Origin of the sequence: Chryseobacterium tructae (assembly GCF_030409875.1) — a bacterium.
Classification (GTDB): Bacteria; Bacteroidota; Bacteroidia; order Flavobacteriales; family Weeksellaceae; genus Chryseobacterium; species Chryseobacterium tructae.
In genome coordinates, this window is record NZ_JAUFQR010000003.1 from 646,084 (window position 1) to 672,227 (window position 26,144).

Below are 26,144 nucleotides of genomic sequence, written 5' to 3' on the forward strand. Positions count from 1 at the left end.
GATAGTCTATTTCTCCGTCAAAGGGTAAAACAGTTTATCCTGGCTATTCTGATAAGAAGAATCACCACCAAAGTTCTGAAGTCCAAACATCACCTGGAAAACAGGGTGTCTTGAGGTATCCTTCTCTACTCCTAGTTCTTCTACCAACTTCTCGAAGGGAAGATCCTGATGAGACTGTGCTTCTGTAACTGATTTTGAAACTTGCAGAAGGAAGTTTTTAAGATTTTGTTTAGGATCCAGCTTTTCCCTTAAAGCCAATGTGTTCACAAAGAACCCGATGATCTCTTCAAGGTCTGCATGATGACGGTTTGCAATGGGGCTTCCTACTACAATATCATCCTGACCGGAATAAGCGGAAAGCATCAAATAATACCCGCCCAACATTACAGAATACAAGCTTACTCCAAGATTTTTAGATAAAAGTCTTAATTTATCACTTTGCTCTCCATTTAAGCTGAAATATATATTTTCTCCTTCGTAAGAAATTTTAGAAGGTCTTCTAAAGTCTGTTGGAAGCTCCAGATTTTGGAAATCGTCAAGCTGATTCTTCCAATAATCAACCTGTCTATCAAGACGTTGTCCCGAAAGATAATCACGTTGCCACAGGGCATAATCTTTGTACTGAACCTCCTTATCAAAAAGTTCAGGTACACTTTGATTCTCGATAAGAGCTTTATAGATTCCTTGAATTTCTTTGAGGAATATGTCAGTAGACCATCCGTCAAAAGCGATATGGTGAATTACTACTGATAAATAATGCTTGTTTTCGAATCTAAGGATGTTAATTTCAATTGGAATTTCAATCTCGAGTCGGAAGATTTTATTGGCAAATCTTTTTATTATTTCATCTAAATATTCTCTATCATTTACCTCTGTAATTTTCCATTCAGGCACAAGGTCAGTAACAACTTGATAACCAACCCCGTCTTCAGTAGTTTTAATTACAGAACGAAGGACTTCATGATGTTTAATGACTTGTTCGAAAGCCTTCTGGAGAATTAAAATATCTGTTTTTTCATCCAGAATTGCTGTCATTGGAATATTATAAGCGCTGCTTCCGCCTTCATAGGTTTCAATAAACCAAAGTCTTTCCTGAGCAAACGATAATCTTTGTTCTTCAGGGAAATTTACACGTACTGGGCTAAGAACAGGCTGATCCTCAAAATGATTTTCATTCTTTAAAACATAAGATAAAGAAGCAATTGTTTTATGACTGAAAATTGTAGCCACTTCCACCCTTATATCTAGTCTCTGCTTAATCTTACTGATAAGCTTGATCGCCATAATACTGTTCCCCCTAATCTGAAGAAATCATCATGGATACTGATACGACTGGCCTCTAGCCCTACTACTTCCGCATAGATCTCTGCAAGCTTCTGTTGAAGCTCATTTTCCGGTGCCGTATATGCATCCATTCCTGTAAATCCAGGCTCAGGAAGCCTTTTTCGATCAAGCTTACCATTAATCGAAATGGGAAGTTCAGTAAGGTGTATAAATGCCGCAGGTACCATGTATTCAGGCAAAGTTTCGGATAAAAACTCTGAAAGCAGGCGTGAATCAACTGCCGAGTCAGCCACATAATATCCTGCAAGATATTTCATTCCTGCAGTATTTTCTTTGGCAAGAACTGCTACCTGACGGACTTCAGGATGTTGGAGTAACCTGTTTTCTATTTCTTCCAGCTCAATACGATATCCTCGGATCTTTACCTGGAAGTCGTTTCTGCCTATATATTCTATATTTCCATCTGAAAGCCAGCGAACAAGGTCTCCTGTTTTATATAATCTTTCGTTTTTATTCTGTTGTTCTGTTGTCTGAAAAGGATTCAAAATAAAACGTTCATCAGTAAGATCAGTCCTGTTCAAGTAACCTCTGGAGACCCCTGATCCCCCAATATAAAGCTCACCTACTGCTCCAATAGGTACAGGACGAAACTGAGCATCTAATACGTATACACTTGTATTTCCGATAGGACGTCCTATACTGTTAGCTCTTCTATTATTATTAACAATAGAGGTAACAGTAACTTCAGTAGGCCCATAGCAGTTAAGAAATTGAAATGCTCTCCCTTCAATTTATTATACAGATCAATAGTTAATGCTTCTCCTCCTGAGGCTAGTTTACGCATTGTTTTAACCTGTGTAATATCAATATTCTGCAGCACAGAAGGGGTAAGATTTATATAAGAAACATTATGATCATTGAGGGTTTTTAGGAACGTTTCTTCGTTTAAATAACTTTTATCTTCAGTAAGAAGCAAGCTGTTTCCATTTAAAATAGCCAGTAATATTTGCTCTACAGACGGGTCAAATACATAGTTAGCAAATTGAAGAATAACATCTTTATCATCCAGTCCATACCGTGAATATAAATCAGAGATGAGATTTACTACATTTTTATGCTCTACCATGACTCCTTTAGGAAGCCCTGTAGTTCCACTTGTATAAATCACATATGCAAGATTGTGAGAATTTATATTGGCTCCCGGATTTACTGGTGACATCTCTTCAAAAGCATTCTTAAATATTGTACTGTCAAGAGATACAACGTTTCCATTTTCTATTATTTGTACCTGATCTGCTGTACTTTCCTGAGCAAGTACTACTCTGGCTCCTGTATCTGTCAAAATATGTTTTATTCTATCAGCAGGATATGAAGGATCCATAGGAACATAAGCTGCTCCTGCCTTCCATACCGCCAAAATAGCAATGATCATATTTTCCGAACGCTCAAGACATAATGGGACTAATTCATCCGGCTGAAGATTGTATGTATTGATAAGATAATGAGCTAAGCGGTTGGAACGCTCATTCAACTCACTATATAAAAGCTTAGTATCTTGATATATTAGTGCAACATGATCCGGAGTTTTTACAACCTGTTTTTCAAAAAGCTCATGGATAGTTTTGTCAGACGGAAATTCGTACCATGTATCATTCCAATCTTCTGTTATTTTTTGTAATGTATCTTCTGTAAGATAAGAAATAGCCTCTGAAATGATATCGGGAGAGTTTAAAATCTGAGAAAGAATGGTCTCCATCCCCAGAATCAGTTGTGCCATCATTTCCTTTTCAAATAAATGACCATCATAATTGAGGATTAATGATACCTTACCTTCGCGTTCATAGGCCACAACACCCAATGGATAATCAAGCTTCTCTACTGAGTCCCTAAATTCAAATCCTAATTCATTTCTCTCACCTCCTTTAGGAATTGGATAATTCTCATACACAAATAAACTGCTAAAAATCCTACGTCCATCATGGTTAAGCTCCGCGAGATTAACATCACTATGTGTATTGAGGTCGCTAATCCTATCCTGAACCTCCATAATATGATCTGTAACCTTTCCTTCTCTATGGTTCACAATCAATGGCAAAGTATTGATATATAAACCGGCTGAGGTTTCAATTCCATCTACCGGCAAGCTTCTTCCCGATACCGTTGTTCCTACAACACTGGTTTTCAATCCACTATATATGCTCAATTGTTTATGCCACAGGTATTGAAGCACTGCATTTACGGTAAACCCCTGTTCTTTAGTAAATTCTTTCAAACTACGATACCTTTCTCCCTCTATCAGCATTGTGATATGCTGATGATTCAGTATATGACGATGGTTTGCTAAGTCAATATGACGTTTTTCTTCTTTTACCAGGCTACTGAGATCTTCATGATCTTCCAGTAAGTTCATATAATTATTCCAGAATGAAGTACTTCCCGCTTTATAGGACTGAAGATATTGCTGGGTTAATGCATAAGCATGATCAACAGATACAACGGGAATATCATCATTAGCCAAACTCATATAGGCATTGTGTACACTATTCAGGATAACAGGCATACTCCAGCCATCTAAAATAGCATGGTGATTGCTGAACAAACAGCTATAATACTTTTCGCCTCTTTTGAAAAGATATACCCTGAATAAACTTCCTTTTGAGAGGTCATAAACCTCAAAGCGATCTTTATGAGTAAGTTCCTGTATGAATATTTCCTGAGATTCGTTATCTAAATTACTAATGTCGTAATAACGCCAATCCAGCTCTCCTTCTTTATCGATCACCTGAACAATTTCTCCATTCCAGTCAAATCTAACCCTCAGCGTTGGATAAGACTTTTGAATAAGCTTCCAGGAATGTTTTAAATGGTCTATATCTATGCCGGAATGGTAATCCCAGATCAACTGCACTCTGTAGGCATCATCCTTATCACCCTGATTCAAAGCATGATAAACAAACCTTCCTGTAGACTGTTTGCGAGATACACCCCTTCTATTTCTCCTTTCTCCTGAATACTCAAAAGCTGTTCCCGATCTATAATACAATTTACATCAGACGGTGTAAGATAACTTTTATCTTCTTCTGAAAGACAGGTTATTATAGATTCAAGATGGTTTTTAAATTGAGAAGAGACTAAATTAATCTGATCTTCTGAAAGACAGCCAGATACTTCAAAACGCAACTGCCCGTCCACTACAGCACCATTGATGCTGATATACTGACTGTCTTGATTTCCTGTTCCTATACCTGATCCACTGTCTTCAGCAGTGATAAACCAACTCTTATCATCTGAAGTATCTTCCTGATCTAATTGCCCCAGATAATTGAAGCTGACTTTCGGAAGAGCTTTTTCAGTATAACCAATCAGGCTTCCATACCCAATTCCTTTGTTAGGAATTCTTCGTAAAGATTCTTTCGTCAGGACAACAGTATCAAACAGATCTTTCCCTTTCTTCAACAATAATGGATACATGGTAGTAAACCAGCCAACGGTTTCTGTAATATCAAGGTTATCAAAGATCTCTTCACGCCCATGGCTCTCTAGCAAGACGGAATGATTTTCCTCTCCAGTCAGATCATAAAGAGTAAGAGATAAAGCAGAGATAAGAAGATCATTGATCTCGGTATGGTATGCATGATGGGTATTTCTAATCAGCAAACCAGTCATTTCTTTGCTTAAAATAAGATGCCCATGATGATATCCTGTTCCAGTTAAACGACTCAAGGTCTCATTGTTTTCTGATATAATATCTGCAGTAGCGTTCCAATATAGTAATTCTTGCGCTCTGGATTCAGTATCTGATGTCTGATAGCTTCTTACAGCTTCAACCCATTGACGGTAACTACTGCCTTTTGTATGGTAACTACTCGTTTCTTGTCCTTTCTCAAGTGACTGATAAATATTTTTTAGATCTTCGGTAATAATCCTCCAGCTTACGGCATCAATAATCAAATGATGAAGAGCAAAATAGAGCCTTGCACTGCCATCTTTATACCCATTGATATAGCCAATCTCATACAAAGGCCCTTTCTCGATATCAAACCCAGACTGCCAATCGGTAAAGGTTTTCGTCAAGTCTTCAGAGCTTAATCCTGAAGCATTCAAGTAACGAATCGAAGGATTTAATGTTGCAATATCCGGAATGCCATACATTTGGCTATAAACCTCATCTACTTTTGGGTAATGTAATCTGAATGCATCGTGTCTTATTAGTAATTGTTGTACAGCGGATTCTAACAACTCTTTATCAAGCTCAGGAACATGGATCAAAAAAGCCTGATTCCAATGATTGAAGTTCAATAAATATCCCTGCTCTTTCTGGCTGAAGAACCATTCCTGAATAGGAAGCAATGATACTTTTCCTTCTAATACTCCTTGTTCTGAAAGAATATGGCCGGCTTCTGATCCTTTTTTATCTTCAATTAATAGAGACAAGGCAGAAACCGTTCTTGCGGTAAAAACTTCTTTAACGCTTAACCTTATATCAAATTGTTGTCTGATTCTTCCTACTAGCTGAATACTGATAATACTGTCTCCTCCTAATCTGAAGAAGTCGTCTTCAATACTGATATTTTCTGGAGATAACCCTAAAACATCGCCATAAATTTGACATAATTTGGACTGAAGCTCCGTTTCAGGAGCAATATAATTTTTGTTTGCTGTAAAGCCAGGTTCAGGAAGCTTTTTCTTATCTAATTTACCATTGATCGTTAATGGCAAGCTTGTTAAATGAATAAAAGCAGCGGGTACCATATAGTCTGGTAAAACTGCTGATAGATATTCCGAAAGCTTACGAGAATCCATCTCAGAATCTGAAACATAGTAAGCGGCAAGGTATTTTAATCCTGATTTATTTTCTTTGGCTAAAACAGCAGTCTGACGGATTCCCGAATAATGAAGTAATGTATTTTCAATTTCGCCCAGTTCAATTCTGTAGCCACGGATCTTTACCTGGAAGTCATTTCGTCCAATATATTCTAATTCACCATTGGATAACCAGCGTACTAAATCTCCAGTTTTGTATAAACGTCTATTTTGACTCTTGGATTTTTGATCTTTAGTCTGAAATGGATTTATAATGAACCGCTCTTCTGTAAGCTCAGGCTTATTTAAATAGCCTCTGGCAATGCCTGCTCCCCCAATATAGAGTTCACCTATCCCACCTATGGGTACTGCACGAAAATGTTCATCTAATACATAACAGGTCATATTTCCAATAGGCCCACCTATGTTCAGTGGATTGTGATCTTCTTTATAGTAATGAAGACTGGCACATACTGTACCTTCTGTAGGGCCATAAGCATTAATAATATCTATTCCTTCTGACTGATAAAGAGTCATCAGCTGCGGATTGGTGACATCCCCTGCTACGATAAGTTTTTTCAAGGGTAAGATGTAATCTTTGGTAAGCAGTACGGGAGGGATTGTTGCAATATGGATATCATTTTCACTGATGTATTGCTGTAATCCTACAATATCAGTTTGCTTTTCTTTATCCAGCAAATAAATACTATGGCCATGTGTAATGAATGGGAAAAGCTCTGCAATATGGGCATCAAAGACATAATTCGCATACCACAGACCGTTTTTCCAAGAGTCTCCTATAGAGTTTAGCTCTAATTTTTCAGCAAACTGAGTCACAAGGTTTGCAACTCCCCTATGTTCTACCATTACTCCTTTCGGAAGTCCTGTTGTTCCACTGGTATAGATGACATAAGCTAAATTTTGAGCCTTTGCTTGGGTTATGGGGTTATTTGAATCTGATATTTCCAGTTGCGCTTTACATTGAACCTCATCTAAAGAAATAAATTCCATCTCATGATCCTTTAATTTCTTAGCTGTAGATTCTTGTCCAATGATTATTCTAGCGTAGGTATCCTTCAGAATATGGCTAATTCTGTCTGAAGGATATGATGGGTCAATCGGCACATAAGCTGCTCCTGATTTTAGAACTCCCAATATCGCAATCAGCATATTTCAGAGCGTTCCAAACATAAAGGAATAATTTCATCGGGCTGGATATTGTATCTTCCAATTAGATAATTAGCAAGCCGATTAGATCTTTCGTTTACTTCTTTATAGGAAAGTTTAATCTCCTGATACACCAAAGCAATATGATTTGGGGTTCTTATTACCTGGTCTTCAAAAAGTTGCTGGATCGTTTTATCGGATGGGTATTCAGAATTTGTACTATTCCAGTCTTCTATCACTTTTTGATGATCCGTGTCAGTAAAGAAGTGAAAATCTTTAATCTTGATATTCTCGGCATTTTCAGCACCCATTGATGCAATCTGCTCTAGAAGCAGAATGTAAGTATCTTTCATCCTTACGATCGTATCCTTACTGAAAAGAGAAACGGCATAATTAAACATGCCTTTTATTTTCTCATCACCATCATCAATCATCGTTGTCAAATCAAATTTTGCAGCCTGATAATCTATTTCACCGTCAAAAAGAGAGAATACAGCATCTTTTCCAATGTCTTTTCCAAAACTCTGAACTCCGAACATTACCTGGAATATAGGATGACGTGACATATCTTGCTCTACTTCAAGCTCTTCAACTAATTTTTCAAATGGAAGATCCTGATGGGACTGAGCTTCTGCTATAGATTTAGCAATTTCAAGAATATAGTTTTTTAAATTTTGATTGGAATCAACGTTCCCTCTTAACGCTAGGGTATTGACAAAGAATCCAATGATATCTTCAAGACCTGCATGATGACGATTGGAAATTGGGCTTCCCACCATAATATCTTCCTGTCCTGAATAAGCAGAAAGCATCAGGTAATATCCACCTAACATTACACTGTATAAACTTACTCCGAGATCTCTCGAAATCTTTCTCAATCCCAACGCTACGTCTGGAGAAAGATCAAAATAGATGGCAGCTCCTTCATAAGAGATATGTGCCGGACGCTTGAAATCAAGAGGTAAATTAAGAGACTCAAACCCCACTAATATCTCCTTCCAATAATTAATTTGTTTATTCAAGACTTCTCCCTGCAGATAATTTCGCTGCCAAAGAGCAAAATCTTTATATTGAATAGCAAGATCAGAAAGTTTATAGGTCTCCTCCTTAGATAATGCTTCATATACAACCTGCATTTCCTTCAGTAAAATATCTACCGACCAACCATCAAATGCGATATGATGCACAACTAGAGATAAATAATATTTCTCCTTCAGCCTGAACAACGTTATATCCAATGGGAGGTCTCCTTCTAGGTGAAATACTTTATTTGCTGCAGAATTAATAGCCGCCTTTAATTCTTCTTCAGTCTCTATTTCTACCAGTTTAAATTCAGGCATAGAGTCTGTAGCGACTTGATACCCTCTTCCTTCGTTTGTCATTTTAATCACAGAACGAAGGACTTCATGACGCATAATAACTATTTCCAGAGATTGTTGAAGCTTTTCCAACTGTACATCCGGACTCAAAGTAAGTACCATTGGAATATTGTAAGCGCTACTTCCTCCTTCATACGCTTCAATAAACCAAAGTCTTTCCTGTGCAAAAGACAAACGCTGTTCTTCAGGTGAAAAAACGCTCACAGGCTCTATAAGTATATTTTCTTCCGGAACTTCCGTTTCCAGAAAAGAGGCAAGAGAAGCTATCGTTTTATGATTGAATACGGAAGTTACCTGAATAGGAAGATCAAGATAATTTTTAATCCTACTAATCAGTTTTATCGCCATGATACTGTTTCCTCCTAAGCGGAAGAAATCATCATGAATACTGATTCCGTCAGCATCAAGTCCTAATACTTCTGCATAAATATGACAAAGTTTTTCCTGCAGCTCTGTTTGTGGAGCTATATATTTTTTAATGCCAGTAAATTCAGGTTCCGGCAAGGCTCTTCTGTCTAATTTTCCATTGATCGTTAAAGGAAGGGCTTCAAGATGCAAATACACAGCAGGAATCATGTACTCTGGTAATGTTTCCGATAAAAACGCTGAAAGGTTACGCTCATCCACGACTTCATCAGCCACATAATATCCAACAAGAAACTTCATTCCTGTCTTATTTTCTTTAGCCAGAACCACGGTCTGTTTTATACCAGAATATTCCTGAAGCTTAGCTTCGATTTCGCCTAATTCTATTCTGTAACCACGGATTTTTACCTGAAAGTCATTTCTTCCGATATACTCAATATTTCCATTCGGAAGAAGGCGTACTAAATCTCCGGTCTTATAAATTTTTTCATTTTTTCCTCTTATTTTCTGGATTTGACTCTGAAAAGGGTTCAAAACAAAACGTTCGGAAGTGAGTTCCGGTCTGTTCAGATATCCTCTAGCGATCCCGTTTCCTCCAAGATAAAGTTCACCAACCGCTCCTATCGGAATGGGGCGATAATAAGCGTCCAATATATATGCTGAAGTATTATTAACCGGGCGTCCAATGAGATGTACATCTCCATGTTCTACCTTTTTATAAGTTGCATAAATAGTTGCTTCTGTAGGTCCATAAAGGTTATAAAGTTCGGTATATTCTGACCAATACTTACCTGTTTCATAATCACATGGCTCTCCTGCATATAGCATTCCTTTCAGAGAAGGATATTGTATTCTTGGCAATACAGAAAGCATTACTGGCGGCAAATAAGCGTATGCTATCTCATGATCTAAAAGATAGCGGCTTATTAAATCTGCATCTTTTTTAAGGCTTTCATCCAACAAATGCAACTCATTTCCATATAACAAAGCATTAAAAAATTCTGATACCGATACATCAAAAACATAAGACGTATAAGCAGTTATCTTTTCCCCCTCACTGAATCCATAAGCATCTCTGATCTGTGAGACCACATTAACTACATTCTGATGTTCTATCATTACTCCTTTGGCATACCGGTAGTACCACTGGTATAAATGACATATGAAAGATTTTCAGGAGAAACTCTTGTTACCGGATTATGAAGAGATATTGTATCCAGAATTTCTTGAAATCTAGGATTGTTTAAGGAAACAATAGGTATATGTCCTGCTTCTATCTGACTTTTTAAAGTCTCTTCTGTAAGAACTATTTTTGCTTTTGTATCATCAAGAATATGTTGAATTCTTTCTGCAGGATATTGAGGATCCATAGGTACATAGGCTGCACCTGCTTTTAGAACACCCAAAATCGCTATAAGCATATGTTCTGAACGTTCTAAACATATCGGAATCAGATCATCAGGTTTCACATCATAGGTATCAATAAGATGATTGGCCAGTCGATTGGCTCTTTCATTCAATTCTTGATAAGATAATCTGATATCCCGATACACCAGTGCCGTAGCATTTGGTGTTTTTGCTACCTGATCTTCAAATAATCGGTGAATGGTAAACCCTTCCGGGTAAGCAGATTCAGTTTCATACCAAGTCTTTGTAATGCTTTTATACTCCTCATCAGTCAAAAGATGAAGATTTTTAATTATATTATTTCTTGAAACAACATTTCCAACTTCAACCAATTGCATAAGAATGAGCATATAGGTCTCTTTCATGCGGATAATTGTCTCATGTTTAAAAAGAGCTACTGCATAATTGAATATTCCTCGGATACTATCTCCATGAACATCAATCATCATGGTTAAATCAAATTTGGCGGATTTATAATCTATATCTCCATCAAAAGGAAGCAGTATTGCCGAATCATTTCCTTGAGAAACTTCTTCTTCAAAGCTTTGAATTCCAAACATCACCTGGAAAATTGGGTTTCTCGAATTATCCTGTTCTACGCCCAATTCTTCTACCAGCTTTTCAAAAGGAAGATCCTGATGAGATTGAGCCTCAGAGATTGCTTGTGAAACCTGTATAATAAAATCTTTTATATGCTGATCAGGGTTTATTTTTTCTCTTAGAACAAAGGTATTGACAAAGAACCCGATGATATTCTCAAGACCTGCATGATGCCTGTTGGCAACAGGGCTTCCTACGATTATATCATCCTGTCCCGAATAAGCCGATAGCATCAGATAATAGCCACTCAGCATAACACTATATAAACTTACTCCAAGATCTTTTGAAAGTTGTTGTAGACTGGAAGCAAGTTGTTCCGGGATATCAAAATAAGTTGTAGCTCCTGTATATGAAACATGAGCAGGTCTCTTAAAGTCTAAGGGAAGATTCAGGGTCTGGAATCCTTCCAGTTTATTTTTCCAATAAAAGGTCTGATTCTCAAGTATTTCCCCCGAAAGATAATTTCTCTGCCATAAAGCATAGTCTTTATATTGGATAGATAATACCGGAAGTTGAGGTTCTTTTTCTTCAATAAGAGCCTGATAAATAGTATTAAACTCATTAATAAAGATTTCTGTAGACCATCCGTCAAAAGCGATATGATGAATCACCACTGATACGTAATAATTTTCTTCCCAACTGAAAACAGAAGCAGTTATAGGAAGTTCACGATCCAAATGAAAAATTTTATTGGCTGCATAGTCCATAGCCTGATCAAGCTCTGATCTGTTATCTACGATCCCAAAATGAATCTGGAGTCTTTGATCTGTTACTTTCTGGTATCCTAGTCCGTCTTCTGTTGTAAGGATTATACTTCGCAGTACTTCGTGGCGTTGCATCAAGAGGTCAAAAGTGTTTTGAAGAAGCTCTTGATAAATTTCTCCCCCTAGTTTAAAAACCATTGGAACATTATAAACACTACTACTCCCTTCATAAGATTCTATAAACCAAAGTCTCTCCTGAGCAAAAGACAAACGCTGCTCTTCAGGCTGAGAAACAGGTACTGTAGTGATTATTATTTGTTCAGAGTCATTATTGCTTTTATCGAGTATATGAGACAATGAGGCCACTGTTTTATGCCCAAATACCATCGATACATTTACAGAAACTTCTAGTTCTTGTTTTATCTTACTGATGAGCTTGATCGCCATAATACTGTTTCCACCAAGACGGAAGAAGTCATCATGGATACCTATACTTGTAGATTCAAGCCCTAAAATTTGACTATAAATCTTGCATAGTTTTTCCTGCAACTCGTTTTCTGGGCCAATATATTCTCTTTCACCACTGAACTCAGGCTCAGGTAACTGTTTTCTGTCTAATTTTCCATTGATTGTTAATGGTAAGGTTGTTAAATGAACAAAAACACTTGGTACCATGTATTCAGGTAATGTTTCTGATAAATATTCTGTAAGACTTTCGGCATCCAATTCTCCTTCAGATACATAATAACCTGCCAGATATTTCATTCCCGTATTATTCTCTTTAGCTAAAACTACAGCCTGCTTTATACCAGAATGATGAGAAAGTCTTTCCTCGATTTCACCAAGTTCTATCCTATACCCTCGAATTTTTACCTGAAAATCATTTCTTCCAATATATTCTATATTTCCATCGGGAAGCCATCTTACGAGATCTCCTGTCTTATATAATCTTCCGTTTATCCCTCTTTCCTTTTGCTTTTTCGTTTGAAAAGGATTTTCTATAAATCTTTCTTCTGTAAGTTTAGTCTGGTTTAAATATCCTCTTGCTATTCCTACGCCTCCTAAATATAATTCTCCAACGGCTCCTATAGGTGCCAATTGTTCGGACATATCCAATATATAGGCAGAACTATTTTCTACAGGCTTACCGATGATATGAACATCTCCATATTTTATTTGTTTATAGCTCGCATAAATAGTTGCTTCTGTAGGTCCATATAAGTTATAAAGTATCTTTTTCTCTGACCAGTATTTTCCTGTTTCGTAATCACATGGCTCACCTGCATAAAGGAGTCCTTTCAAAGAAGGATAATCCACACGAGGTAAAACAGACAACATTACCGGTGGTAAATAAGCATAAGAAATTGCATTCTCTAATAAATATTTACTGATTCGATCTGCATCTTTCTTCGTCAATTCATCCAGTAGATGCACTTCATTTCCGTAGAGTAAACCATTGAAAAATTCAGATACGGAAACATCAAAAACATAAGACGTATATGCCGTTATTTTTTCGCCTACAGCAAAACCGTAAGCTTCTCTTATTTTATCTACAACATTGATTACACTTTGATGTTCTACCATAACTCCTTTTGGAGCCCCTGTTGTTCCACTCGTATAAATCACATACGCTAAATTGCTTGCAGAAACTTCAGTCACAGGATTTGTTGATGCCTGTGAATTTATTATGATACTAAAATTGGGATTGTTTAAAGATAAATGTTGTACAGAAAAGCCATTCACCCTATCAACAGTCTTTTCTTCTGTAAGAACTACCCTGGCTCTGGTATCCTTCAGAATATGTTCTATTCTGTCTAAAGGATAAGAAGGATCCATAGGAACATAAGCTGCTCCAGCTTTTAGTACCGCAAGAATCGCAATCAACATATTTTCTGACCTTTCCAGACACAATGGAACAAGTTCATCGGGTTTAAGCTCAAAGGTATTGATTAAGTAATGAGCCAAACGGTTTGAACGCTCATTAAGCTCACTGTAAGTTATTTTAATATTCTGATAGACTAATGCAGAAGCCTCAGGTATTTTTAAAGCGCAATCTTCAAATAACTGATGAATTGTTTTAGTATTTTGATTATCCAGTTCAATTGTATCCCAACTGCTTATTATGGACTGATAAGAATCTTTATTTAAAAGCTTATATTGAGAGATGAATTTGTCTGCATTTCCTTCCAGTAAATCTTCCAATATTTCAATAAACAACCTTTTATAAATATCTACAAAATTGCCTATCAATTCATTGTCAAGCTTTTGATTCGCATAACGAACTTTATAATTAATCTGTCCATCTCTTACCTCTTGCTCAAATGATAACTTTCCAACCAGGTCTACATTCAAATCACTATTAATGATCACATTATCTGCTCCTTCATAATGAATAACCACATCTTTAAGGCTGGTTTGAACAAATCCAAATTCTAATATGTTGGAAGTGGGCGCATAGCTAATAAGTTCTTCAATAGGCAGGTATCTGGCTTTAGTTCTTTAATTGATTGGTGTATTCTATATTTTGATGGATAAGATCCTGAAGTGAAGATTTCGCTTCAAATCTATATTCCTTTAAAATTGTATTAATATGAGCTCCAAATATAAAGTCCTGACCTTCAGTAATCCCAACAGGATAATTAATTACCAGGTTATTAACTCTTGAAATTCGGTGAAGTACAATTGCAAAAACCAATTGTCCATAGGTGTATGGTGTCAGTTTATATTTTGAAATCAGTTGTCTTACCTTAAGAAATACAGCTTCAGAAAAATTAAATCGTAATTCGCTTACCGGGTTAATCAGATCTTCTGTTCTTTTCTGGGAGTCAAGAAGAAGTGAATCTGAAGTTTGTAAAAATTTAAAACCAATATTCTCAACTTCCTTCAAGCTGGATTTCCAGAAATCAGACATTTCTGTTTTTCCTTTTACCAGGATATCTTCAAGCTGATTTCTCAGTTTTTCATATTGTTTTTCCTGCTCTGAAAGGCTAATAGGATTTACATAATTAAGATCATTATAAAAAATACTCAGCTCTGCATAAATACTATTTGCACTTAATCCATCAACAAGAATATGGGAGAATATATGTATAATTCTATAGCCTCCATTATTCAGTTTAATGGCATAAAATCTTGCTAACTGCTCTTTTTCAAGATCAAAAGGCTGTAAGGCAAACTGTAAAATTTCATCAGAACTAGGCTCTTCAGTAATAAATGTTAATACTTGTGAATCTTCAGATAGCAAAGGTCTGTGCTTCCAAACCAAATTTTCTGATTCACTTACAACATTACTATTGAGTAGTAGATTATTGTTTATGAACCTGACTAAACTTGAGTTCAGTCTTTGGATATCTACATATCCTGACATAGACTGATCAAAAATAATATTATAGTCACTTCTGAATGGGTTTAATATCCATTCATTATAAAATGTCGATTGATAAGGTGTTAGCTTCATAGCAATATATCCCGAAGGACGGTAGATTAGGTTAGGTTTAGGTATGTTTTTTATTCCCTCAATTACCTTTGAATTCTTTTTAAAAATTTCAGTAAGCAGCCACCCCTTATGATTTACAAAAGGGAATAACTGGAGCCTGTTGATAACAAGCTTCGTATATAAGAGATAATATTTAGGATGAATGTTAGGATAGATTGCTTTTTCACAAGCATTGGTTAATGAAAAGAACTTACTATTAGTGAGTTCAATATTTCAAAGGTCACCACCACTTTAGGCAAAATCTAAACTAATTAAAGGATGCATTTTTTTATCTATTAAGCCTATTTTCTTATTCGAAAATAATATTTTAAGAAGACGGGGTTTATTTTTAAAGGTTATTAATTATCCAATAGCAACCAGCATTACTGGTCGCTATTAAATAATTGCATTTCAATGATCTTTATTATTCTTTGATACAACGAACAGATACACCTTGTGCTTTGCTCGCTCCAAATGTTGCTGTAGGGGAACCAAATTGCCCAATTTGCAATGCAAATGCTGACGGACTGGATATTGCTCCGGCCGTACTGGTCCAATAAAGTCCAGAAGTTCCTGTCGTAACAGGTGATATGCTTCCTGATGAAGAAGTTCTTGTTCCAGCTGCCGTAAGTCCTAATCTACTGGCTGCTGCACCGGTAATTCCATTACTTATACCTGCTGAACTTAAATAGCTTTGAATTTGCGATTGCGATGGAACTTTAAATCCAATAGGACAAGGATTATTGGTTGACGTACTATTTTGCCATAATGTTGCACTTGTACCCGCATCTGTTCTCCAATCTCCCCCTGCTGTAATGAATAATGGGTTGGCAGGAATATCTGCTCTGGTGCTTGTTGTACCGTACACTCCTGACCCTGAACTAGAAGATGTCCATCGAATAAGATCATGCCCATCCGGTCTTCTTCCCCATTGGAATAACGAACCGTAAGCACGGAAATCAGTTGCTGAGGTTGGTTTTTTTCCAAGATTAAAATTAGGGTCATTAATGTTAGTATAATCTGCACCTAAATTATGATTCAGCCATACATTATTATCTTCAGCTTGTACTGGGAGATAAAGGAAGTTATGAGTGAAACTCCCCTGAGCATCAGGTTCATTAAACATTCTATCCGGAATAGCAGCTATAATACGAACATCGTATCCTTTTTGAGCTCCTTGATTAGGCATCAGGAATCTGCCCAACAGTACACCAAGATAATCATTTCCGATTCCGGCATTTACATCCAGTTTACGGGCATTCAATGTTCCGCCTTCAGACTTCAATGTTGCAGTAATTGACTTAGTATTAGAATCATAGGATTGAGAAGTCCATGAAAGAGTAATATTTCTGGAAATTCCATCTTCTGTAAGGTTCGCAGGGACATTAATGGTTTGGTTATACGCCCCAACAGTTCCATTTCCCGTAGCTGTTGCTGGAATATAAACAGTAAGACCTGTAGTAGGAATTACTCCCTGAAGATCAACTAATGTATCAGGAACTCCATCAGCGGCAACAGGTCTCGCTGTAGTTGCCGGGCCTGTAGGGGCAGTAAATGGAGAATAGTCCTGATCAAAGATAGACGCAATAAAATACCTTCCTTCTAATGTTATATTGGTTGGGATTATAGGATTTCCCGGATCTACCGGAAGTGTAAGAGCAGGGCATGAACTTCCATTTATTGTAATGTTAAATGTTGCATTTCCGGAATTTATGGGAAAACCAGCTACAGATAGCTGTAACGTTCCATTTCCTACGGCAAAAGTACCCGCAGCAAGTGTAGCAGTAAGCCCGTTTGCTTGGAAAGTTTGGGCACCGTAGGCACTTCCATTTCCACCCGTGTAAGGAATTGTCAAGGTTCCGGTATAAGATACCCCCTGTCTTGCAGGGCTAGGTGCAAATAAAGCAGATCCGCAATTTAAAGTAAAGACAGGGTTATCTTTCCAAAAACATTGTGACCATGCTCCTCCCTGAAAAGCCTTCACACATTGTTCTGATATGTCATAGATGAGCATTCCGTTTACAGGACCATTAATCACTCCTGTATTGGCAATTCTGTTCAGTAATAAACTCTTATTGGTAGATCCCAATTCTAAATCTGCACTAAGATTAGGATTCGGTTGATTAATCCCAACCTGTGCAATGGAAAGAGAGCTAATACTAATGCAAATAGGTAATAATAACTTTTTCTTCATGTTGAATTTTTTGTTGTAGTTTAATAAAATTTGTCTTTTTAATATCCTTCTATGAGGCTGCAATGAAAATAAAGAACAGCAAATTCCCGTAAACAGATTCTGTAATTGCCATATAGATACAAGGTAAATGGGTAAACTCTGGTGTCTACTTGGAATAATCATAACTTTTACAATCGTTTTCAATTTTGGTCAAAAACAATGATAATTACTTCTCAAGAAGTACGCAGAAATTACTTAAAGTACATTGTAATGTTCAGAGCTGATCACCGGAAAGTACCTATTGTTTTATTTTGAAGCAACAGAGCAGGTATTTCCTGCAACATTTACATTAAATGTGATACTTCCTGTTCGATCAGGTGTTCCTGTGATAGAATACTGTAAACTTCCGTTCCCAATAGCAAATTGTCCGGCAGATAAACTCGCAGTTAAGCCATTCGTTTGAATGGATGCTGCATCATAAACACCCCCATTTCCTCCAGTATAGGGAATTGTCAGCACACCTTTATAAACCTGTCCTGCAGTAGGACTGGGAGAAACAGTAGCTGAAGTACATGATAAGGAAACAGGATTCATCAATGCTTTTTTTCCGTTCAGTCCTTTTCCCAGGCATTTAGACCATTTACCTGCCTGATATGCTTTTACACATTCTTCAGACATATCGTAGATCATCATACCGTTCACCGGATTTGCAACAGCGTTAGTATTAGCAACTCTGTTTAAAAGGAGGGTCTTGTTGTTAGAGCCCAGCTCAAGATCAGCACTGAGATTTGGATTTTCTTTTTTGATACCTACCTGTGCAAAAGAAAGCACCCCGAAAATGGAGGTTATCAGTAATAATACATTTTTCTTCATTTGTATAAGTCTTAGTGTTTAAAATAATTTTTCTCCCAGTAAATATATATGTTAAAAATGAATTTTCAAAAAAAAAACCATTAAAAATTGTAAAATTTATCACCAAATGATGATTTTATATTAAAATTTAAACAACTGAAATTCACTTAAATAAAGGAATTTCTAAATATAAAAAACAATTAACTCAAATTTCAAAATACAAAAAATGTGGTACCACATTCTTAAGAGTTTCATACTCCGAAGCTATGCAACTCTGATAATTTTCATCAATAAAAATATCTTTTATAAAGAATTTTTTACTACCAATTTCACATTCATCATTTACAATTTCAAAAGAATCTAAAGGAATCATCATTCCTCCTCCATGGGCTTTCATCACCGATTCCTTTTGTGTCCAGTATGAAAAAAAATCCCTAATTTGATCCTCAGATCGATCAATTCTATCAAATTCATGTTCTGTCATCTGAAATTGAAAGTCCAGATAATTGATTTTATCATTTATAAATTCAACATCAATTCCTATAGGAAATTCTTCAATCACACAAACAACAAGTTCTTTGGAATGAGAAATATTGAAATGAAGAGGCTGATTTTTTAAATAAGGTTTATTATCTGGTGAACGTTCAATGTAAATATCATCAATATCATAATAGGATTTCAGTCCCTGTTGTAAAAGCACTCTTCCCAAAAGAGAAAGCTGAGCATCCTGCCATCTTCTGTATTTCAGAATATCTTGTTGAAAATCTTTCGGAAAAGAGTTTAAGTACCGATCTAAAATATATGGATGCCTATCTTCATTGATAAATGTATATAGAATAATCATTGCTGATGTACTTCAAATGTGTTGTATTACTATTAAAATAGGATACGATGTTTACCCTATCAAAAGATAAAAATAAGCAATTTTAGCGGTCTATTTAGTTTAAATTATTAAGTTGTTGAACCTACACATTCTGAGGCGAAACGGATCAAATTACAACAAGCTATCAAACATCTATTCAGAAAAAAAGACTGAAATCATAAAGCGCTTTGGAAAATCTTTTTTAATTTTAACATAAATATCACTATAAATCATTTAAAAATGAAAGTACAAACACTAGCATTATTAGCAGGATGTGCATTTTTGGCTGCTTCATGTGGAACGACAAAAACGTACGCTGTAAATGCCAAAAGCGGAACTCAAACAGGAGGAACGGCAAAGTTTACTCAACAGGGTAATGACGTAATCATGAAACTGGACGTAACAAACCTTACTCCCGGAATCCATGCAGTACACATTCATGAAAAAGGAGACTGCTCTGCAGCAGACGGAACTTCTACAGGCGGCCATTGGAACCCATCCAAGAACGATCACGGGAAATGGGGTGCAGAACACTTCCACATGGGAGATATAGGAAATTTGGTAGCCGATCAGAACGGAACGGCAGTATTAACCTTCAAGACTGACAAATGGTGTCTTGGTTGTACAGATGAATCTAAAAATATCATCGGTAAAGGTCTTATTGTACACGCTGCAGCAGACGACTTCCATACTCAGCCTACTGGGAATGCAGGAGGAAGAGTGGGATGTGTAGAAATTAAGTAACCATTCATTGACTCAATAAAAAAACCGATAATTTTCATTATCGGTTTTTTTATGTTTATGATTTTATTCCCATTTCTGATACAATATTCATTGCCTCTTGCAGGTAAAGATCTTTTTTCAGATTCTTGATCCACATTTCAGATTTCTTTTTGAAAGCTTCATCTTTTTTCTCTCTTTCAATCTCACTAGGATACATAATAAACTGTAATCCGTTCTCAAATTTAGTCAGCACTTTGAATTTTTCAATCTGAGATTTTCTATGCTTCATCACTTCATTGAATTTATCAATATTCAAAGTAATATTCTCTTCTTTATCTAGTTTTTCTCTCCATAGAGCGGATTCTAACAGTAGCTGATAATTTTTATTTTTAGCCATTCTGTCTGCACTTGCTTTTTCAAGAACCTGGATATTAAAGTAGTTGAGCTTCTCGAATTTTGTAGCCGGAATTTTATCCCAAGCTAAAGCAAAATCGTCATAACGCTCTCCTACTTCTGCATAAGTAAAGAAATCTTTCATCTGAATATCAGAAACAATTCCTTTTCTCTGTGTAGATTCTCCTGTAATTCTATAAAACTTCTGAATAGTCAGTTTCAAAGATCCAAAATCATCTTCAGTATTCAAGAATCTGTTCAGGTCAACAAAAGTCTGAACCGTTCCTTTTCCGAAAGACTGTGGTGATCCTATAATCATTGCTCTTCCATAATCCTGCATTACTCCCGCAAGGATTTCTGAAGCAGAAGCGGAAAGTTCATTTTGCATGATGACAAGCGGTCCTGTCCAAATTGGAGCTTCGTATTTATTCTTTAAAGTCTGGATTTTTCCATTTCCATCCTTCACCTGTACATAAGGCCCAGCATCCATGAAAAGTCCCATAATGTCCCCTACTTCCGTTAATGAACCACCACCATTATTTCTAAGGTCAAGAACAATTCCTTCAATATTCTGAGCTTTAAGTTTAACGATCTCATTTTTGATATCATCAGAAGCATTTCTTCCTTTTGAGTTTTCAAAATCAGCATTAAAACTTGGCAGATTGATAAATCCGTATTTCTTACCATTAGGAGCATTCACTACAATACTTCTTGCAAAGGTATCTTCAATAGCAACCTCCTCACGAATCATAGTTACATCCTTGATGGTACCGTCTTTTTTCTGAACCGTTAAGGTAACAGGAGTTCCTTTTTCTCCTCTGATTAACCTTACGGCTTCATCGGAAAGCATTCCTACCACATTTACTGCATCATCTTTTGGCTTGGATTTTACTTTCAGGATCTTATCTCCTTCTGAAAGCTGTTTGGACTTCCATGCCGGAGCACCAATAGTAAGAGCACCAAGATAAAGGTTTCCTTTTTCTCCTGGATCAATGCTCCAATACCGATTACTTTTCCTGTAAACTGAGTATCAAAATCTTCCTTATCTTTTGGAGAATAGTAGTTGGTATGTGGATCGAAAACTTCGGTATATGCATTCATATACACCGTAAACCAATCCATTTTCTTTCTCTTTTTGAATCGGGTAAAGGTATCTTTTACAAGATCTTTTACTTCATCAGTAGCTTTTTTAATCTTCTCATCCTGAGTAAGAGCTTTAAGCTTAATGGTATCTTTTAATTTATACTTCTGAATGGAGTCTTTTTTCTCTTTTTGAGCTTCTTCTTTACTATTCATAGATTCAACTTCCTGAAGGATGTTGTATTTGATGAATTTTTTCCATTCGTTATACTGTTCCTGCTTATTAGCCGGTACTTTTTTTAGCTTTGGCTCCAGGGTAAGTGTTTCATCTTCCTGAAGGTTAATAGGCTTACTGAAAATATCCTGTGTAATCTTATCGATTTCATCTACCCTTTGGTAAAGTCTGTCGATGGTAAGTTTATAAAAAGTAAGATCTCCTTGGTTGATATAGTCATCAAGCTTTGTTTCATGCTTGCTAAATTCATCCATATCAGACTGCAGGAAGTATCTTTTGGCAGGATCCACCAACTCAAAATAATGCTTATAAACATCTTTTGAGTAGGCATCATTAATAGGCTTCGGGCTATAATGCAGATAAGAAAGAGTGTTTTTTACGCTCACCATTATCGTCTGCATCTTTTCATCATCGTTCTTCGGCGAGTTGAAGCAAAACATTAGACTTGTTAATGGAATCAGTAGTAAAAATTTATTCAGTTTGAAATTTTTCCACATAAACTGTCTTTATTTATTAATTTTTAGAAAAATAAGTATTGTAATAAGTAGCAATAATTTGCGGTATGTTACAAAGGATCAAATTTAATACCTTATTTACAAATATCGTATAGTTTTAAGGATTTTTATTAAAAGTGATAACAACTGTTATTTTTTTAGACTCATTCTCATCATTACATATAAAGTAGACAAGCAATTTTCTATTTGCTTATAAATATATTATTTAGTGAAAACTTTTCATAAAAATTCATAAATAAGTACCACAAAAGTTGTTTTTAACTCATAAAGGCATAAAATATGTTGATAATTAAGTGTATAACTTTAAAATGTAACATTATGAGAAGTCTATTATGGTTAATTGCAGTCATTTGTATCGTTGTATGGCTATTAGGAATGCTGGGAATCGTACCCGGAATCAGTACTGGTTATTTAATTCATATTTGCTAGTTATTGCCATTGTTGTTGTTCTTTATAACATTATTACAGGAAGAAAACCATTGGAATAATAGCATTTCACAAATAATAATTAACACGACAATCTGTCTTCCAATTTCAATACATGATATTTTTGAATGTTAATTATTATGAGCTAAAATTTAATGATTATTAAAACCTTAGGAAGTTTTTCTTTTCAAGCATCCAGCTTACTTTTCATATTAAAAGACAGGTTGTTCAGTATTGAAATTTAATCCATGAATGATACATCTGTTGTTTTATGGCGTCTTATTTTTAACTACATTTGATGTGTTGAAAAATTCTTTTTGTTCCATTCTCAAATGAACAAATTGTACTGTATTTGTATAAAAAATTAAGATAATATATGGAAAGACCGCTTATTCTGGTTACTAATGATGATGGAATTACAGCTCCCGGTATCAGAAATTTGATCAGTTTTATGAACGAAATTGGAGAAGTAATTGTAGTAGCCCCTAACTCTCCTCAAAGTGGTAAAGGCCACGCTATCACCATTAATTCTACACTAAGCTACGAAGAAGTTACCCTTGATGGCCCGCAAACAGATTATTCTTGTAGCGGAACTCCTGTAGACTGTGTAAAAATGGCTCTTGATAAAATTCTGAAAAGAAGACCTGATATTGTAGTTTCAGGGATTAATCATGGGGCTAATTCATCCATTAATGTAATTTATTCTGGGACAATGTCTGCTGCTGTAGAAGCTGGAGTGGAAGGAATTCCTGCCATTGGATTCTCATTACTGGATTTCAGTTGGGAAGCAGATTTTACTCAAGCTAAAGAGTATATTCAAAACATTGTTAGAAGAACTCTTGAAAACCCAATGCCAAAAGGAATTGTTTTAAATGTGAACATTCCGAAACTTCCTGCATCGGAAATAAAAGGAGTAAAAGTTTGCAAACAAGCGAATGCCAAATGGGAAGAGAGCTTTGACGAAAGAGTAAATCCACACGGGAAAAAGTATTACTGGTTAACAGGGTACTTCAACAATATGGATGATTCTGAAGATGCTGATGAAACAGCTTTGGCTAATGGATATATTTCTATCGTACCGGTAAAGTTTGACCTTACTGCGTATGAGTATATGAAAACATTAGAAGAAGTAATGGTTTTTGACTCTGTAAAGGAAGCCAAATAATACGATTATTGAGATATAGAAAAAGCGTGAAATCAAATTTCACGCTTTTTGTTTTTTTAATCTCGCAGATTGAGCAGATACCGCAGATATTTTAAAATAATACTTTGTCTTCTTTTCTCAGTTCTTCCAGATAGCTTTTCTTATCATCTCTGTAGAAAAGATTCATGGTTTCAAATGGGATGAGCTTAAGATCTTTATTCACGATATGAACACACGATTTTTTCACAGCCCTTACATCAAAATCATGGGCATCCATGAAATTCATAATAATGATCCTAAAGAGATTATCATAATCAAGATTCGGAGCACATACCTCTGGAAGGCAGCAGAGTAATTGATTAACTTTAGGTTTTACTTTATCTACAGAAATCCCTGTACTGAAGATATCCAATAACTGCATATGAAGTCCTGCATCCTGTTCATACACAATGGTATTCCTCGATTCATTATTCAGAAGGTCGGCAGGGTTAATATATCGGGTTAGAGGAATAATTTCTCCCTGAAGTTTTAGAATATATCCCATTGCCAAAGCATCCGGATTACACGGAACGGGAATAATATCATCAGTGTTTAAAAGCGGAAACTGATTCAGAATCTCCTGTCTTACTTCCGTTAAGGTGATTTTCTCCTGAGCAGAATCTTCTCTGTTTCTACCGGCAATTTCTACCGGTTGGAAGGTAATACCTCTTACGCATTTCTGTTTAAGAGCAAATTCAATGATCTTTCCAATTTCATCAATGTTTTTATCTTTTTGAAGAACAATCACTAAAGTAGTGGAAAGGTTAAGTTCGTTCAGCTTTTCCATGGCTTTCATTCTGACCGAAGTAAGATCTTTGCCTCTAAAGTCTTCCAGTACTTCCGGTTTAAAGGAATCAAATTGAAGATAAACTTCAAACTCTGGGGCATAGGTAGCCAGTTTTTCTGCAAAACCAGGATCATTGGCAATCCTAATTCCATTGGTATTCAACATTAAATGTTTAATAGGCTTTGACTTCGCGATGTCCATAATTTTAAAAAACTCCGGATGAATGGTAGGCTCGCCTCCACTGATTTGAACCACATCCGGCTCGCCTTCATTTTTAACAATAACATCAAACATAGCCTCAATTTCTTCCAGACTTCTATGACTTCCATAATGTGGTGAAGACATTGCATAACACGTAGGACAGGTCAGATTACAACGATCTGTGACTTCAACAATGGAAAGACAGCTATGCTGCTCATGATCTACACAAAGACCACAATCGTAAGGGCATCCGTATTCTACATCTGTTCCAAAGTGAAGTGGCATTTCTGAAGCTTTGTTATAGTTTCTTATGTTTTTATAATAATGAACGTCTGAAGCTATTTTTGTTTTAAAAAAGCCATGATCAGGACATCTTTTGGTCATAAAAACAGCCTCATTCTCAATAATAATTTTCGCTCCTACCCTTTTCAGGCATTCCGGGCAAAGACTGATCGTATAATCGTAGTAGGTATAGTTTCTTATTGGCATAGTTTAATTTTTAATTGCTTATCCACAGATGTATCCGCTGATCAGACCACAGACCAACAGGCAAATAACAAAAGTCTGTATAAATTGTTTTCTGCTGAATTTTCTGCTATCCTTACTTTCATAGATTAGTTTCACAATAAAAGTAACAATAATAGAAATAAATAAAGCGCCTATAATTATCATACCAACAATCATGATTACCAACCCCGTAAGGTCGCCAACTTCCAAAAGTGTTAATGATTTCATCTTGAATATTTTAAAGTGATTCGGGTATTTTTGATAGTATAAATGTAGTAAATAATTACGCAAATACATACAAGTTGGATAGTTCCAAGATTTCCAGCAATTTCAACCCTTGGTTTAATAAAATCTAAAAAGAATCTGAATGTAAAATAACTCAACATAAAGATCTGAAAGAGAAACCCTGAAGGATAGTCTTTCTGTTTCTGAATATATTTCAAAACAACCCAAAGTCCTATCAAAAACCCTATTTCATACAGGGCAACCGGATGTCTAAGGTATTGATCACCCAGATGCATCCCAAAAATAGAATCTGTTGGAATTCCATAGGTTTCCTCGTAAATTCCAGTAAGAAAACACCCGATTCTTCCGATAATTATAGCTAGCATTAAAGGAAAAACAATCAGATCTCCCGTACTTTCTTTGTGCCCCACTACCTTTTTAGCAAGTTCTACTCCCAATAACCCAAAAGCCAATCCACCCACAATGGTATTACTTGACCAGAATTTTTGAAAGCTGAAGCCCTCAAACATAGTATGGGGATTTTCCAGATTTCCAATGAGCTTGGATCCTAATAATGCTCCGGCTGTAGCTCCAATTAAAACAGCTGCAGAAATATTGAATGATAACTTTTCCGGAGATTTTCTTTTAAGATAAAAATAATACCGCATCCCCAGAAACATTCCAACCGCCTCAAAAAGAGGATGTGCAAGAATCGTTTGGCCGAAAATATGAAAAGTTACAGGAAAATCCATGGTTCCAAAAATAATCCATTTCATATTATTTACTACCTTTATTCT

16 protein-coding genes and 3 pseudogenes are annotated in these 26,144 nt (G+C 36.0%); 3 read left to right on the forward strand and 16 right to left on the reverse strand.

The features are described 5' to 3' along the window. Positions 1-6: 6 nt before the first annotated feature. The 11 genes and pseudogenes from QWZ06_RS26675 to QWZ06_RS26720 form a co-directional block, all read right to left on the reverse strand. Positions 7-1,284 carry a condensation domain-containing protein gene (locus tag QWZ06_RS26675; protein WP_290302176.1) on the reverse strand — a complete coding sequence of 426 codons (1,278 nt, stop codon included), beginning with the start codon at positions 1,282-1,284 and terminating at the stop codon, positions 7-9. Beyond that, on the reverse strand, positions 1,245-1,865 hold the full coding sequence (locus QWZ06_RS26680) for a non-ribosomal peptide synthetase (protein ID WP_353960042.1): 621 nt from the start codon (positions 1,863-1,865) through the stop codon (positions 1,245-1,247). The genes QWZ06_RS26675 and QWZ06_RS26680 overlap by 40 nt, the downstream gene beginning before the upstream one ends. A 57-nt stretch (positions 1,866-1,922) precedes the next feature. Next, a pseudogene (locus QWZ06_RS28085) lies at positions 1,923-2,012 on the reverse strand (hypothetical protein); the annotation flags it as partial. After that, positions 1,979-4,327, reverse strand: coding sequence for a condensation domain-containing protein (locus tag QWZ06_RS26685; protein WP_290302177.1), 2,349 nt, complete (start codon positions 4,325-4,327; stop codon positions 1,979-1,981). The gene QWZ06_RS26685 and the pseudogene QWZ06_RS28085, both read right to left, overlap by 34 nt. Then, positions 4,222-7,257: a non-ribosomal peptide synthetase gene (locus QWZ06_RS26690; protein WP_290302178.1), complete on the reverse strand. Its 3,036-nt coding sequence runs from the start codon at positions 7,255-7,257 to the stop codon at positions 4,222-4,224. The genes QWZ06_RS26685 and QWZ06_RS26690 overlap by 106 nt, the downstream gene beginning before the upstream one ends. Further along, positions 7,251-8,837, reverse strand: coding sequence for a condensation domain-containing protein (locus QWZ06_RS28090; RefSeq protein WP_353960048.1), 1,587 nt, complete (start codon positions 8,835-8,837; stop codon positions 7,251-7,253). Before QWZ06_RS28090 ends, QWZ06_RS26690 begins: the two co-directional genes overlap by 7 nt. Before the next feature lie 8 nt (positions 8,838-8,845). Further along, positions 8,846-14,110 (reverse strand): annotated as a pseudogene (locus tag QWZ06_RS26700) (non-ribosomal peptide synthetase); the annotation flags it as partial. A gap of 91 nt (positions 14,111-14,201) precedes the next feature. Then, entirely contained in the window at positions 14,202-15,167 is a 966-nt protein-coding gene (locus tag QWZ06_RS26705; protein ID WP_290302181.1) for a condensation domain-containing protein, read from the reverse strand. A gap of 442 nt (positions 15,168-15,609) precedes the next feature. Then, positions 15,610-17,379: a phage tail-like protein gene (locus QWZ06_RS26710; protein ID WP_290302182.1), complete on the reverse strand. Its 1,770-nt coding sequence runs from the start codon at positions 17,377-17,379 to the stop codon at positions 15,610-15,612. 285 nt (positions 17,380-17,664) lie between these two features. After that, the gene (locus QWZ06_RS26715; protein ID WP_290302183.1) at positions 17,665-18,231 is read right to left on the reverse strand and encodes a phage tail-like protein; all 567 of its coding nucleotides are present in this window, start codon (positions 18,229-18,231) and stop codon (positions 17,665-17,667) included. 184 nt (positions 18,232-18,415) lie between these two features. After that, positions 18,416-19,054 carry a 4'-phosphopantetheinyl transferase family protein gene (locus QWZ06_RS26720; RefSeq protein ID WP_290302184.1) on the reverse strand — a complete coding sequence of 213 codons (639 nt, stop codon included), beginning with the start codon at positions 19,052-19,054 and terminating at the stop codon, positions 18,416-18,418. 258 nt (positions 19,055-19,312) lie between these two features. On the opposite strand from QWZ06_RS26720, the gene QWZ06_RS26725 reads away from it, so the two are divergent. After that, positions 19,313-19,816, forward strand: a complete 504-nt coding sequence (locus tag QWZ06_RS26725; RefSeq protein ID WP_290302185.1) for a superoxide dismutase family protein — start codon at positions 19,313-19,315, stop codon at positions 19,814-19,816. A 55-nt stretch (positions 19,817-19,871) separates the two neighbouring features. Here QWZ06_RS26725 and QWZ06_RS28265 read toward each other — a convergent pair whose 3' ends face one another. Then, entirely contained in the window at positions 19,872-21,182 is a 1,311-nt protein-coding gene (locus QWZ06_RS28265) for a carboxy terminal-processing peptidase (RefSeq protein ID WP_435384148.1), read from the reverse strand. Then, positions 21,083-22,000, reverse strand: coding sequence for a hypothetical protein (locus QWZ06_RS28270; protein WP_435384145.1), 918 nt, complete (start codon positions 21,998-22,000; stop codon positions 21,083-21,085). Before QWZ06_RS28270 ends, QWZ06_RS28265 begins: the two co-directional genes overlap by 100 nt. 336 nt (positions 22,001-22,336) lie before the next feature. Between QWZ06_RS28270 and QWZ06_RS26735 the strand changes: the two are divergent. Beyond that, positions 22,337-22,506, forward strand: a pseudogene (locus QWZ06_RS26735) (lmo0937 family membrane protein). Positions 22,507-22,820: 314 nt separating this feature from the next. After that, the gene (gene surE, locus QWZ06_RS26740; protein WP_290302186.1) at positions 22,821-23,609 is read left to right on the forward strand and encodes a 5'/3'-nucleotidase SurE; all 789 of its coding nucleotides are present in this window, start codon (positions 22,821-22,823) and stop codon (positions 23,607-23,609) included. A gap of 91 nt (positions 23,610-23,700) precedes the next feature. Here surE and QWZ06_RS26745 read toward each other — a convergent pair whose 3' ends face one another. The 3 genes from QWZ06_RS26745 to QWZ06_RS26755 are packed head-to-tail and all read right to left on the reverse strand — an operon-like array spanning position 23,701 to position 26,123. Continuing rightward, positions 23,701-25,104, reverse strand: a complete 1,404-nt coding sequence (locus tag QWZ06_RS26745; protein WP_290302187.1) for a radical SAM protein — start codon at positions 25,102-25,104, stop codon at positions 23,701-23,703. An 18-nt stretch (positions 25,105-25,122) separates the two neighbouring features. Then, positions 25,123-25,350: a hypothetical protein gene (locus QWZ06_RS26750; RefSeq protein ID WP_290302188.1), complete on the reverse strand. Its 228-nt coding sequence runs from the start codon at positions 25,348-25,350 to the stop codon at positions 25,123-25,125. Then, positions 25,347-26,123, reverse strand: coding sequence for a prolipoprotein diacylglyceryl transferase (locus tag QWZ06_RS26755; protein ID WP_290302189.1), 777 nt, complete (start codon positions 26,121-26,123; stop codon positions 25,347-25,349). The genes QWZ06_RS26750 and QWZ06_RS26755 overlap by 4 nt, the downstream gene beginning before the upstream one ends. Positions 26,124-26,144: the final 21 nt, after the last annotated feature.

Excerpts from the sequence above, each read along its gene's own strand:
- QWZ06_RS26675 (WP_290302176.1), bottom strand. The coding sequence starts at position 1,284 with ATGGCGATCAAGCTTATCAGTAAGATTAAGCAGAGACTAGATATAAGG.
- QWZ06_RS26690 (WP_290302178.1), bottom strand. The coding sequence starts at position 7,257 with ATGCTGATTGCGATATTGGGAGTTCTAAAATCAGGAGCAGCTTATGTG.
- QWZ06_RS26705 (WP_290302181.1), bottom strand. The coding sequence starts at position 15,167 with ATGAAGCTAACACCTTATCAATCGACATTTTATAATGAATGGATATTA.
- QWZ06_RS26710 (WP_290302182.1), bottom strand. The coding sequence starts at position 17,379 with ATGAAGAAAAAGTTATTATTACCTATTTGCATTAGTATTAGCTCTCTT.
- QWZ06_RS26715 (WP_290302183.1), bottom strand. The coding sequence starts at position 18,231 with ATGAAGAAAAATGTATTATTACTGATAACCTCCATTTTCGGGGTGCTT.
- QWZ06_RS26720 (WP_290302184.1), bottom strand. The coding sequence starts at position 19,054 with ATGATTATTCTATATACATTTATCAATGAAGATAGGCATCCATATATT.
- QWZ06_RS26725 (WP_290302185.1), top strand. The coding sequence starts at position 19,313 with ATGAAAGTACAAACACTAGCATTATTAGCAGGATGTGCATTTTTGGCT.
- QWZ06_RS28270 (WP_435384145.1), bottom strand. The coding sequence starts at position 22,000 with ATGTGGAAAAATTTCAAACTGAATAAATTTTTACTACTGATTCCATTA.
- surE (WP_290302186.1), top strand. The coding sequence starts at position 22,821 with ATGGAAAGACCGCTTATTCTGGTTACTAATGATGATGGAATTACAGCT.
- QWZ06_RS26745 (WP_290302187.1), bottom strand. The coding sequence starts at position 25,104 with ATGCCAATAAGAAACTATACCTACTACGATTATACGATCAGTCTTTGC.
- QWZ06_RS26750 (WP_290302188.1), bottom strand. The coding sequence starts at position 25,350 with ATGAAATCATTAACACTTTTGGAAGTTGGCGACCTTACGGGGTTGGTA.
- QWZ06_RS26755 (WP_290302189.1), bottom strand. The coding sequence starts at position 26,123 with ATGAAATGGATTATTTTTGGAACCATGGATTTTCCTGTAACTTTTCAT.